This window comes from Antarcticibacterium flavum (assembly GCF_006159205.1).
GTDB lineage: Bacteria > Bacteroidota > Bacteroidia > Flavobacteriales > Flavobacteriaceae > Gillisia > Gillisia flava.
The window spans coordinates 1,581,266-1,594,425 of the sequence record NZ_CP040812.1; the positions used below are offsets into that span (position 1 = coordinate 1,581,266).

The following is a 13,160-nucleotide window of genomic DNA, read 5'->3' on the forward strand; positions in this document are numbered from 1 at the left end:
GCCGGTTATTCTAAAGGAAATTAATTACTAACCCGTTTCACCAAAGGTGAAAACAATATCAAATATTATGAAAAAATTAATTTTTTTAATCGCTCTTATTCCCGCAATGGTGTTGGCACAAACGCCAGATCCTGTACTGTTGACAACGACTGAAATTACTGTAAAACAAGGACACCGTGCCCAGTTTGAAGAAGGGGTAAAAAAATGGAAAGAATGTTATTTGGATAATGAGGGAAAAGAGAATTGGAATTTTTGGCGCAGAATGCAGGGCGAAGGCAATGTTTATGTAATGTCTGGCTCAATGAGTAATTGGGCAGAAATGGACAAAGAGGACCCTGCAGGCGAAGGATGCGCGAATGTATTACTCAATTTTATCATGCCGCATGTTGACAAGGTTGCATATGGTATCAGCCGTTCCATGCCTGAATTCAGCAGAGTCATGCCAGAAGACACAAAACTTGTTTGGGTCACATTTTTCAGAGTCAAAGACGATACCGCTTTTAGGGAAATAATTACTGCTGTATCAAGTGCCATTAAGGCCAAGGAAGGCGACTATAGGGGAATGTGGTATAACTATATGGGTGGTGCTGTTGATGCCGCAGATTATATGGTCTCCACTCCTTACAACGGTTTTGCTCAACTGGACATAGTAAGAGACAGTCCATCGAAAGTCTACGAAAATGCCGTAGGGAAGAAAAAAGCTGATGAAATGGGAGCTAAATGGGATGCCGCGGTTGATGATGGCTGGTCATACATCTACACCTTAAACAGTGAGTTAAGTAACTAAATATTACTTATTATGAAAACTGTAATTATTACAGGCACTAGCAAAGGTATCGGCCTCGAAACAGCATTAGCATTCGGGAGGGAAGGCTACAGGGTTTTCGCAACTATGCGGAACCCGGGGAAGGCTGTTTCTTTAAGGGAAAAAGTAGAAAACGAGTCTTTGAATGTCCACATTGCACAGATGGATGTGGACTCTGATGACTCGGTGAAAAACTGTATCAATGCCATTCAAAAAGAGCATGGACAGATAGATGTTCTTATTAACAATGCCGGGATCGAATGTCATGGTTCTATTGAGGAAACAGATCTTTCAAAATTTAAGTCGGTGATGGAAACCAACTATTTTGGACCTCTTAGATGCATTAAGCACTTGCTGCCTCACATGAGGAATAATCGAAGTGGCTGTATCATAAACGTCGCATCCATTGCCGGTAAAATAGCAAATACTCCGCTCGGGGCGTATGGCGCCAGCAAATTCGCTTTAGAAGCTATAAGTGAAGCACTGGCACAGGAAGTTAAACAATTCAATATAAGGGTCGCGATCGTGGAACCCGGGATCATAGATACTAAAATGGCCAGGGATGTTGCTCAGGACGGTGCCGGAAGATCTATTTATATGCAGGTGAACCGGTTTAGCGGGCTCTTTGCAGCTTCCCTTGAAACTCCCACTCAGGCATCATCAGTTGCAGATAAGATCCTGGAGATAGCCAAAAGTGAGTCCTGGCAACTGCGATATCCGGTGGGGCCTGATGCAGTTCCCTTCCTTAACTGGCGTGCATCCATGACAGATGAAGAATGGATAACCTGGAATGCTGCAACAGATGCCGACTGGTACAAATCTGTTCAGGATCTGTTTGGACTGGATGCGAGAAAGGCGCAAAAATCTTTAGGCAGCTAATAAAGGTCATCATCTTTAGAAACCTTTGCTGAATGATTAAGAATACTATATAAAATCAGGAAATGATTCAGCTCGTAAAAAGTTATGAAAAACATTGAAAAATATGGGGATGCCGAAAACCATACAGAGTAGGCAAAATACTAAATGAAAAAACAATGGCAACTTATGTATTTCGACACAAAGTAGGGGATATCAATGCCTGGCTAAAAGGCCATGAAGATAGGGTAAGATTATTCGCACCTGCATCTCATGGATTTAGAACATTTCAGGATACAGATGATCCCAATTCCATTTTAATAGTGGTTGATACCGATGATGTCCAAAAATTGGGGGCAATAATCAATGATCCAAAAATTCAACATATAAAAGATCGTCATACTGTCCTGGAACCCATAACTATGTCTGCAGAGGTTAATTTTTAAGCGGCAGGAAAGCGATGGGTTAAGGGAAAGTATAGGTTACGCAGTATTCCCTAATATTTCAATAAAAAATTTAAAGCTTATAAGATGCAAACTGAAAAACCCGAATATTTTTTACTCCGGCCCGAAATTGAAAAAGCCTACGGCTATTCGCACGCCGTAAAAATAGGCAACAGCATAAAGATCTCCGGTGCCGTGAGTATGGACGATGAAGGCAACCCTACCGCTGTAGGCGACATTGAGCAGCAAATGAAAAATTGCTATTCCGATCTTGAAAAAATCCTGAAACACTTCAACTGCACTTTTGATGATGTGGTTAAGGAAGATGTGTTTACCACCAATATGTCCGGGTTTCTGGAAGCGGCAGGTTACAGAGCTGAAATCTATAAAAACCACTTCCCAACCGGATCCTGGCTGGGCGTCAAAGAACTTGCCCTTCCCGGATTGCTCATTGAAATAGAAATGGAAGTACATATTGCTTCCTGAATTAATTCATTTTAAGCCAACTTTTAAAGTTAGAGACTATAGAAAGGTTTCGGCAATTCTATTTAAAAGTCCAAATACAGTGAAGTCCAGACTCACTTTAAAAAACGGGGCGTATTCCAAAAAGCCATATGAGTAGGGAATTTTAAATATTTTATTATGAAAAAAGATCATTTGAGAAAACTAAAATCCTGCCTGATGTTGGTTGCGGCTGCGGTTGTAATGTATTCATGCAGTACAGAATCTGTATCAGACCAGATACTTGAAAAAGATTTTCAAATCACACAAATGAATGAAGCTCTGGCTGGATCGTGTGAAGATGATTGTATTGAACCGGGAAGTGAAATTTACTATCCTGTTTCCGACATGGCAACGCTGAGCGTGGGCCGAAATACAAAATCGGTAAGCTACACCGCTTACAATACGGAAACAGATTTTGTGGTGGAAGTGACCTATGCCATCACTGCCGGACCTCCAAATGCAAAGGCAACCATTACCATTGATATTAAGGGCGATGAAGTGGAATATTCAGATGTAAGCTCTGGCAGCACGGTGAACCATACTGTGGCTCTTGCTGAAGCCTGGGCCGGATGTGATGAGATTTCTTTCAGCGTTGTGCAGGAGGCATTAGGGGATCCAATCACCTTTAGCGAAAGCTATGCCTTAATCCCTGTTTGTTCTGAAGAAGGTTTAAAAATAGGAGATGCATACCAGGGCGGTATCATTGCCTATATCTTACAGCCTGGTGACCCGGGATATGTGGAAATTGAAACCCACGGCATCATTGCTGCTCCAAGTGACCTAAGTGTAGGTAACGACTATTATGTTTTTTGGGGTTGTGCTGATACTTTTATTGGTGGTACAAATACAGGATTAGGAACAGGCGCAGCTAATACCAACGCTATAGTGAGTGGTTGTGCAGAAGCAGGAATCGCAGCTAGATTAGCTAATGATTTAGATTTAAATGGTTACACCGATTGGTATTTACCCAGCAAAGATGAGTTGAACAAACTTGTTGAAAATAAAGGAGCGGTAGGCATTTTAACTAATGGCTACTATTGGAGTTCTTCGGAGATCAATGCATTCCATGCTTGGGTTTATGTCGACAACTATGGCTGGGATGACAGCTATGCTAAGTACTACAACGGTACCAGAGCTCGTGCTGTTCGGTCTTTTTAAATTAAAGAAAAAAGGAGCTTTGAAAAACAATGGACAAGCTCTGTCAATTAAAGATCGTTTATCCTTAAAGCTAAATTTATTTTGATGCCTATTACATTCTCCTAAAAGCAGAATACAGGAAAAAATCTAATGAATAACTGCCCGGGTAAACGATTTTCAAACAAAGTCCATACAAACAGTGGCATAGAAAAAAGTTTCTTTCCGATAAAAAAGTGGAGTCCAGGACCCACTAAAAAAAAACGGGGCGTATTCCAAAAAGCCATATGAGTAGGAATTTTAAATATTTTATTATGAAAAAAGATCAATTTAGAAGACTCAGAACCAGCCTCACGTTGCTCGCGGCTGCCGTAGTAATGTTTTCTTGCAGTACAGAATCTGTATCAGACCAGATACTTGAAAAAGATTTGCAATTCACACCAATGAATAAAGCCCTGGCTGGATCGTGTGAAGATGATTGTATTGAACCGGGAAGTGAAATTTACTATCCTGTTTCCGACATGGCAACGCTGAGCGTGGGCCGAAATACAAAATCGGTAAGCTACACCGCTTACAATACGGAAACAGATTTTGTGGTGGAAGTGACCTATGCCATCACTGCCGGACCTCCAAATGCAAAGGCCACCATTACCATTGATATTGAAGGCGATGAAGTGGAATATTCAGATGTAAGCTCTGGCAGCACGGTGAACCATACTGTGGCTCTTGCTGAAGCCTGGGCCGGATGTGATGAGATTTCTTTCAGCGTTGTGCAGGAGGCATTAGGGGATCCAATCACCTTTAGCGAAAGCTATTCCTTAATCCCTGTTTGTGAAGAAGAAGGTTTAAAAATAGGAGATGCATACCAGGGCGGTATCATTGCCTATATCTTACAGCCTGGTGACCCGGGATATGTGGAAAATGAAACCCACGGCATCATTGCTGCTCCAAGTGACCTAAGTGTAGGTAACGACTATTATGTTTTTTGGGGTTGTGCTGATACTTTTATTGGTGGTACAAGTACAGGATTAGGAACAGGCGCAGCTAATACCAACGCTATAGTGAGTGGTTGTGCAGAAGCAGGAATCGCAGCTAGATTAGCTAATGATTTAGATTTAAATGGTTACACCGATTGGTATTTACCCAGCAAAGATGAGTTGAACAAACTTGTTGAAAATAAAGGAGCGGTAGGCATTTTAACTAATGGCTACTATTGGAGTTCTTCGGAGATCAATGCATTCCATGCTTGGGTTTATGTCGACAACTATGGCTGGGATGACAGCTATGCTAAGTACTACAACGGCACCAGAGCTCGTGCTGTTCGGTCTTTTTAAATTAAAGAAAAAAGGAGCTTTGAAAAACAATGGACAAGCTCTGTCAATTAAAGATCGTTTATCCTTAAAGCTAAATTTATTTTGATGCCTATTACATTCTCCTAAAAGCAGAATACAGGAAAAAATCTAATGAGTAACTGCCAGGGTAAACGATTTTAAAACAAAGACCATACAAAAATCTCCCAAAAGAGATTCACCAATACATACCGACAAATGAAAACAATTAAAAAATGCCTGCTCGTATTACTTGCAATAACTGCAACCACTTATGGTCAGGAAAATCAGAAGATAGATTATAAAACCGGAGATCCTGCTACCTGGCCGGCTGAACTGGATGCGGTGATCGCGGCGCCAAAAAACCATAAAATTCTACTGGAGAATGATCAGGTAAGGGTACTTGAAGTTAGCCTTGCACCCGGGGAGAAAGAACCGCTTCACCATCACAAATGGCCAAGTGTACTTTACATTCAGGAAGCCGGGGATTTCGTGGATTACGATAAAGACGGTGAGGTGATTTTTGACACCCGGGAATTGCCCGAACCCTTAACCTTTCCGCTCACCATGCAAAAAGGTCCGGAGGCACCTCATGCGCCTGTTAACCTTAGCAAGACCAAACCCATCCGGCTAATTCGGGTGGAGATGAAACCTGGGAATACCAATGAAAATACAGTTGTTATAGATAGCCTTTATAGATCCTTTTCCGCAGGGGATATCCCTGCAGTTCTCGCCTTACTTGACGAAAAAGTAGTCTGGATGGAAGCCGAAGGAAATGCCTATGCAGACGGCAACCCTTATATAGGTCACGACGCTGTGCTGAATGGTGTTTTTGCCAGGGCTGGCGCAGAACATGAATATTTTAAACTGGAAGATATTGAGCTGCACGAAATGAGCGGCAATAAAGTGCTGGCTACGCTGCGTTATGATGCAAAAGTGAAGGAAACCGGTAAAACCTTTAATGCACAGGTAGCCCATATCTGGACGCTCAAAGGAGGGAAAATAATAGGCTTTCAGCAGTATGTGGATACCAAAAAACTGGCCGATGCAGCCAGAAAGTAATCCTTTATGAGCATCTGGAAAAGAAATTTTTAAATGAAACCAACGAACCAGATAATGCCGCCCATACATACGTCCTCTTCTTTTAATAACATTACAAAAAAAGAAGACAAACAGGAAAACCTGCTTCGTACTATTGGGATATTTGGATTGTCCACAAACATAATTAACATTATAGTGGGCTCGGGTATTTTTGTGCTGCCGGCAATAGTTGCTGCAGGAATGGGTGCCGGCGGCATTATTGCCTATTTATTTTGTGGTTTGCTGATTGGCCTGATCATGCTCTGTTTTGCTGAAGTGGGAAGTAAGATCACAACCACAGGTGGCCTTTACACCTATATAGAAACCGCTTTCGGTAAATACGCGGGATTTTTATCGGGTAACCTATACCTGATGGCCGTCCTGGCTGCAGATGCAGCTGTCTCCAATGCTCTGGTGAACATACTTGCTGTAGCTTTCCCCCTATTTGAATCGCAAATCATCAGATTGTTGTTCCTGCTCATAATTTTCCTGGGGCTCGCCGGCTTCAATATTTTAGGAATCAAACAAGGCATTGGATTGGTAAAGTTACTTGTAGTTGCCAAGATTCTCCCACTGTTGCTGCTTGTTATTATAGGTTCTTTTAAAATTGAAATAGCCAGTATTTCTATCGAAACCTGGCCTGAATTCGGACAATTGGGCACTACTTCCCTTGTCCTTTTCTTTGCTTTTATGGGCGGAGAAACCGGTCTCAATGTGAGCGGAGAAGTAAAAAAACCCAACAAAAATATACCACGGGCCATCTTTGCAGGAATTACAACCGTCGTAGTTCTGTATGTATTCATACAACTCGTAGCCCAGGGGGTATTAGGGGATGAACTTGCAGACCAGAACGCACCGCTTGCTGAAACGGCAGCGCGGGTTTTCGGCTCTCAAGGATTTATGCTCCTCACCGCAGGTGCTGCTGTTTCCATGTTTGGCTACCTAAGTGGATCGATACTGAATATGCCCCGTGTTGTGTATGCCCTGTCCAGGGACCGGGTGATCCCTGTTAAGGCTTTCAGTAAGGTACATTCAAGATTTAAAACACCCCATTTGGCTATTCTTACTTATGCAGTGGCAGGTTTTGTAATTGCTGCATTCGGCACTTTTGAAAAACTGGCTGTAATAGCAACAGGAGGCCTTTTGCTGCAGTATCTGGGAGTAGCTCTTGCAGTGATCAAACTAAGATATACCAGAAAATCCCGGCCGGGAGAATTTAAGATTCCGGGAGGTTTAATTGTACCCCTTCTATCTGTGGGAATTATAGCTTATTTCCTATCAAAGATGACCTATGCTCAGGCTATGGGAACGCTTGCGGCAACAATTCTATTGACGATTATTTATATAATCAATAGAAAAATAAGCATTGAAAATAAGAATACTAAAAAACTATAAAAGAACGAAGCTTATTTGATATGAAGAGACAAGGCCATAAGAAACGAAATTTAGTGCTTTCTGAAAATGCGACCCTACGCTACTTAAGCTTTTCAGCATTGTACCTGGCTCAGGGAATACCAGAGGGCATCACCTATTTTGCTATACCGGCATGGTTGGCCATGAATGGAAAAACACCTTTGGAAATTGCAGGATTTGTGGCGGTAATTGGGATTCCGTGGAGCTTTAAAATACTTATTGCCCCTATAATGGACCGCTATACCATACTATCCATGGGACGCAAACGCCCCTGGATCATATTCGGGCAATTAGGGCTTATTTTAAGTTTTCTCTCTATGGGCCTGGTGAACGATCCCTTAAATAATTTAAACAGTTTAATGGTCGCCGGCTTCATTCTCAGCTTCTTTGGGGCGTTCCAGGACGTGGCTACAGATGGTATGGCGGTAGATATTGTGCCAGTCCCCGAACAGGCAAGGGCCAACGGGCTTATGTGGGGTTCAAAAACCATTGGTATTTCCCTGTCCCTACTTATAGGAACTTTTCTTATTAATCTTCTTGGATTCTCAACCGCCATCGCCCTGTTAGCCATTTCCGTAGCCTTTATTATACTGGTCCCCATTTGTTTCAGGGAACGAAAAGGAGAAAAAATTATGCCATGGACCAAAGGCATTGCATCCCCCCTGGCTGAAACCACACAACTAAAACATTGGAAACAAATCTTCAACAGCCTTTTAAAAGTAGTGCTGCTGCCATCAACTCTTATGATGTTAGTTGCAGCATTTGTACTGGGGCTCATGTATGGTTTAATCGACACACTTTTACCCATTTTTACCATACAGGAACTGGGCTGGACCAACACCGAATTTTCCCAGGCATATTCTACAACAACTATAGTAGGGGTGTGTTTGGGATGTTCGTAGGTGGAGCCCTGGTTGATTTTTTCGGTGATAAAAGAATGATTACCATTTACCTCATCATTACAACACTAATAATCGTTTTAATGGCATTTATCTCAGACTTCTGGCAAATCAAAATGATCATATTTGGATTCATCATGCTCTATTATTTGTTCTACGTCTTCCATACAATTGGAATTTTTGCAGCCTCTATGAAACTTTGCTGGCCGGTTATAGCGGCCACTCAATTCACCCTCTTTATGGCCTTATCCAACATGGGAAGAGCCGTTGGCTCCGGGCTTGTTGGAACATTAAAAGAAACTATGACCTGGGAATACGTTTTTATATGTATAGCACTGGCACCGCTGATAAGTATTCTTTTTATAAATCTCATTGATTTCAAAAAGCAGCGAATTGCTATTGCTGAATTTACTATAAAAGGAGGCTGAATATTTTTTTCAAAGTCTGTGCATTGAATAGGTTTAATGGCTAAAAACAAATACTGTATGAATTTAACTAATCAAAACCGTATTCAATCTGTAGATTTTTTAAAAGGATTTGTCATTGTACTCATGGCCCTCGACCATACACGGGTTTATTTTCATAGAGAATATTTCTATTTTGAACCTACAGATATAGACCAAACCAACTTCTGGATCTTTTTTACCAGGTTCATCACGCATTTTTGTGCGCCGGTATTTGTTTTGCTGGCCGGCACTTCTGCTTTTTTTGTAGAGCAAAAAATTGGTAAAAACGCTGTTAGCAAATGGCTTTTAAAACGCGGGATGTGGCTCATTTTTGTCGAAATTATCATCATAACCTTCGGGTGGCGGTTTCAGTTAAACTTTGATGCTATTATTTTCCAGGTGATATGGCTGTTAGGAGCCTCGATGCTTTTTCTGGCATTGTTTATCCATATCCCCAAAAGACCTATGATAGTTTTATGCCTGCTCGTGATTTTTGGACATAATTTATTGGACGGTTTTTTAGGTGGACAGCTGGGTGATTTCTGGAAACTGCTACATGTAAGAGGGCCAATTCAGCTCACTGATAGCATTTACATTTTAAATGCATACCCACTTCTACCCTGGATATTTGTAATGCCCCTGGGTTATTATTTAGGCATCCTTTACAAACCTGGATATGATGCCCTTAAAAGGCAGCAGATCTTGATTCGCACCGGTATTTTTGCCATCCTCCTGTTTTTTGTTTTACGTTTTGCAAATGTTTATGGTGATTTGGTTCCCCGTTCTTCTTATGATGATTTTACCAAAACATTGCTTTCGTTTTTCAACGTCACCAAATACCCGCCTTCACTTTTGTATTTGTTAATCACCTTGGGCCCCTCACTAATCGTGCTTTCACTTGCTGAAAAGTTTAAAGGAAAATTATTTGAAGTAATGGTGCTGTTTGGCAAAGTTCCCATGTTCTTTTACATCATTCATATTTACTGGATCCATCTGCTGGCACTACTGGCTGTTTATCTGACTGGTTATGATCCAGAACTAATGATTATTGATGTGTGGATTGGACTTGTTACGGACTTGCAAGGCTATGGTTTTTCATTAGGTATTGTGTACCTGGTCTGGATATTTGTGGTTGTTAGTTTATATCCTGTTTGCAAATGGTACTGGAATTATAAAAAGAATAACCGCAAATACTGGTGGCTAAGTTATCTATAACTAAAGAAACATCATTGACCATAAGCAACTATAAACCTGTACAAATGATTTCTGAATTTGGAGAACTATCTACAAAAATACTCGAGAAGTACAGGCCAAACGCGTTTGTGTTTGCTATGCTTTAACGATTATCACAGCTTTCATTCAGGTTCTAAATTCCAGAAGCAGAGGGATCTAGACTCTTGACCCGGACAACAACGAAACCAAATATTAAATTCCTCTTCAACAGCCGCAAAAGTTTTCTCAAGAAATACCGGTGAAAACATATTTGTGTTTCGAATTTTTATATGAAATTGTTTTTTCAAAAAAAGCTTTGGAGCCCCGGCACCCAACAAAGGTGCGTTTCACCTCTCGGCATAAGCTACTTATTTACTGCTCACCTCCTTTCCCAATTAACTTTTCATCAACAAATAATTAACCCCTCTTTAGAATTTGTGAATTACAAATCGATTTACATTTACAGTCCTTTGATCTATAATATGCTGGCCCTGATTCTTTTAATAATTCTTCTTTTTATAGCCGTGCTGCTATTCTTCCAGCTGAAGGTCAGGAGGCAGCAGGAAAAGCTCATTAAAGATGAATCCAAAGCCCTGCGTAAACTTCAGAAAACCAACAGTAGATTCATAGAATCTGGTTTATTTGGGCTTAAACCAACAAGTTCCTATTTGAAACCAACCCTAAACCATTCCGGACTTATAAAACATCGCAGGAATGTAATGGGAGGGAGAAAGAAGGTTGCTGCGGTTTAGTCTTTAGTCGTTAGTAGTTTACCGTTTTCTGTTTTCCGTTTCCGGTTTTCCGTTTTTGAAATCTGGAATTAAATTCCTGATATTGGAATTTGGAACTTGGAATCATAGTTGTCCGATTAATATAAACTGAATTTCCGTTTGCTTTGCTATGTATAGTCTGAGGTCATATCAACCTCAACATGGGGGTGGTTTTGAATCTAAAAAAGTTTAGAATATATTCAAGAATTGCAGTAGAGTTTAAGTGGCTCTTTTTCAGTCATTAGGATTTTAGTCTAGGCTCTAGATTCTAGAAGCAGAGCGATCTAGACTCTTTTCCCGGACAACAATGATTTGGTGCCTGGGATTTGTTTGGTGTTTGTTGTTTGTCGTTTGGTGTTTGAGAACAGTAACTCCTCTCGAGTTACAATTCTTCAATCAACAAATCCTAATTAAAATATAAAAAAATAATAAGTTTTTAAGTTAAAAGATTTTTATTTTGTACTGTTTACAAAAAACCCTTGATTCCTTTCTACATTTTTCACTAAATTAGTTTACTAAATCCCAGGCTGTTAATCCAAATTTATTTTCTTAGTAAAGAATATAAGTTAGTCAGGATTTTTACCCTACGGCCCCGTCTTTTTAAAACCTACCCTGTAAAACTAATGAAAGGCATAGCCATGGAGCAACCTGTGAAAATACTGGTAGTTGAGGATGAGATGATCATTGCTGCCAATATTTCTCTGCAACTTACTGAAATGGGCCACGAGGTCCTGGGAATAATCCCCAGTGGTGAAGATGCTTTAAGTCATATCCAGAATAACCTGCCCGATATTGTCCTTATTGACATACAGCTTAAGGGGCCACTTGACGGGATTGAGACAGCAATTAAAATGCAGGAGTACAGCAGGGACCTGGCCGTTATTTACCTAACCGCCAATGCCGATGATGCAAATTTCAACAGGGCAAAACAAAGTCATCCATACGCCTTTTTATCCAAACCATTTAAACCTCTTGACCTGCAGCGAAGCATTGAGCTTACTATTTCTCAACTGAATCAAAAAGAACCTTCCCAGACTAAGGACGCCCGGGAACCTGCCTCTACATCGGTCTTAAAGGATTACCTCTTTGTAAGGCACCATGAATCTATGATAAAGATCGAACTTAAGAATATCCTGTATGTGGAAGCCGACCGAAATTACTGCCGGATCTTTTCCACTCTTAAAGAATTCCTGTTGGTATGTACCCTTAAAGATATCGAACGCAGTTTGCCTCCAAAGCATTTCTTCCGGCTGCACCGGTCCTATATTATCAACCTTGCCAGGATTGATGAGATTGCAGCTTCTTATGTAGTTATTGCCAAAAAAGCTATCCCTATGGCCAGAGGGATGCGCAGGGAACTTCTTAAAAGGTTGCATACCATCTAAATTCTCACCGGGAAGAAAAAGGAACCGTTTGGACAAGAAACACACCCGCTCATCCTAACTACCTTGTTTTCAGTTAATTCCAAATATATCTTGGGGTATAATTAACTTAAAACCGGAAATTATGAAAACTAAATTCTTCTTCAGCTTTTTCCTTGCTACCCTTCTTTTCCAAACCGGGGACCTTCTCGCGCAGACCGCAAGTGCCAACCAGGCATTCTGGGTTCACGAGGACAATGTAAGACCTTCTATGGTTAAAGAGTATGAAGCCGTAACCAAAGATTTTATCGACGCCTGTAAAAAGCACAATATTAAAGGGGCCAATTTTGCCACCGCGACATTGGACGATGGTACTTTTTTAAGCATCTCCCCTGTTACCAATATGGCCGATCTTGATAAGAACCCCCTCGCCCCGCTTGCTGAGAAAATGGGAGAGGACAATTTTAGACAGCTCTTTGCCCGTTTCAATAAGACCTATGACACCCACAGGGATTATATGGTGCATCTCTTAACCGACATGTCCTATATGCCCAACGGCTTATCAACTAATACCCCGGGTGAGGATTACAGGAAATGGCATTTCTTCCATGTCACCCCTGAGAATGCTCCAGCCCTTCGGACAAAAATGATGGCGCTAAGGGACCTGTATGAAAAGAAGGGTTCCAAACAACACTTCAGAGTATATAGAAATGGCTTCGGAAATTCAGATTACTACCTGGTGGTAATTTCAGCCAAAGACGCCCAATCCTACGCGCAGACTTCAGCAGAAAATAATACGCTGCTGGGGCCGGAAGGGGAAAGAATGTTCGATGACATTTTAAAATCTGTTGAAAAGTACGAAACCAGAACAGGCCATATGCGCCCTGACCTGGCTTACACCTCGAATTAA

The 13,160-nt window shown here is 41.1% G+C and carries 14 protein-coding genes; all 14 read left to right on the forward strand.

Annotated features, from left to right (window positions below; all coding sequences use genetic code 11):
• Window positions 1-67 precede the first annotated feature (67 nt).
• The 14 genes from FHG64_RS06520 (at window position 68) to FHG64_RS06585 (ending at window position 13,160) form a co-directional block, all read left to right on the forward strand.
• Entirely contained in the window at window positions 68-787 is a 720-nt protein-coding gene (locus tag FHG64_RS06520; protein WP_139065664.1) for a hypothetical protein, read from the forward strand.
• 12 nt (window positions 788-799) lie between these two features.
• Entirely contained in the window at window positions 800-1,684 is an 885-nt protein-coding gene (locus FHG64_RS06525) for an SDR family oxidoreductase (protein WP_139065665.1), read from the forward strand.
• Window positions 1,685-1,839: 155 nt separating this feature from the next.
• Window positions 1,840-2,106 (forward strand): hypothetical protein, encoded by a 267-nt coding sequence (locus FHG64_RS06530; protein WP_139065666.1) that lies wholly within the window; start codon window positions 1,840-1,842, stop codon window positions 2,104-2,106.
• An 84-nt stretch (window positions 2,107-2,190) separates the two neighbouring features.
• Window positions 2,191-2,589, forward strand: a complete 399-nt coding sequence (locus FHG64_RS06535; RefSeq protein ID WP_139065667.1) for a RidA family protein — start codon at window positions 2,191-2,193, stop codon at window positions 2,587-2,589.
• 156 nt (window positions 2,590-2,745) lie between these two features.
• Entirely contained in the window at window positions 2,746-3,765 is a 1,020-nt protein-coding gene (locus tag FHG64_RS06540) for a DUF1566 domain-containing protein (protein ID WP_139065668.1), read from the forward strand.
• Between the two features lie 290 nt (window positions 3,766-4,055).
• Complete coding sequence (locus tag FHG64_RS06545) at window positions 4,056-5,075, forward strand: DUF1566 domain-containing protein (protein ID WP_168191328.1); 1,020 nt, start codon at window positions 4,056-4,058, stop codon at window positions 5,073-5,075.
• Window positions 5,076-5,288: 213 nt separating this feature from the next.
• Window positions 5,289-6,131 (forward strand): nuclear transport factor 2 family protein, encoded by an 843-nt coding sequence (locus FHG64_RS19565; protein WP_246054318.1) that lies wholly within the window; start codon window positions 5,289-5,291, stop codon window positions 6,129-6,131.
• Between the two features lie 33 nt (window positions 6,132-6,164).
• Window positions 6,165-7,544 (forward strand): APC family permease, encoded by a 1,380-nt coding sequence (locus FHG64_RS06555; RefSeq protein ID WP_218937561.1) that lies wholly within the window; start codon window positions 6,165-6,167, stop codon window positions 7,542-7,544.
• Window positions 7,545-7,564: 20 nt separating this feature from the next.
• Complete coding sequence (locus FHG64_RS06560) at window positions 7,565-8,464, forward strand: MFS transporter (protein WP_139065670.1); 900 nt, start codon at window positions 7,565-7,567, stop codon at window positions 8,462-8,464.
• Window positions 8,465-8,544: 80 nt separating this feature from the next.
• Window positions 8,545-8,889 (forward strand): hypothetical protein, encoded by a 345-nt coding sequence (locus FHG64_RS06565; RefSeq protein WP_139065671.1) that lies wholly within the window; start codon window positions 8,545-8,547, stop codon window positions 8,887-8,889.
• A 57-nt stretch (window positions 8,890-8,946) separates the two neighbouring features.
• Window positions 8,947-10,122: a DUF1624 domain-containing protein gene (locus FHG64_RS06570; RefSeq protein WP_139065672.1), complete on the forward strand. Its 1,176-nt coding sequence runs from the start codon at window positions 8,947-8,949 to the stop codon at window positions 10,120-10,122.
• Between the two features lie 434 nt (window positions 10,123-10,556).
• Window positions 10,557-10,871: a hypothetical protein gene (locus FHG64_RS06575; RefSeq protein WP_139065673.1), complete on the forward strand. Its 315-nt coding sequence runs from the start codon at window positions 10,557-10,559 to the stop codon at window positions 10,869-10,871.
• A gap of 641 nt (window positions 10,872-11,512) precedes the next feature.
• Window positions 11,513-12,274, forward strand: coding sequence for a LytR/AlgR family response regulator transcription factor (locus FHG64_RS06580; RefSeq protein WP_246054320.1), 762 nt, complete (start codon window positions 11,513-11,515; stop codon window positions 12,272-12,274).
• Between the two features lie 121 nt (window positions 12,275-12,395).
• Entirely contained in the window at window positions 12,396-13,160 is a 765-nt protein-coding gene (locus FHG64_RS06585; protein WP_139065674.1) for a hypothetical protein, read from the forward strand.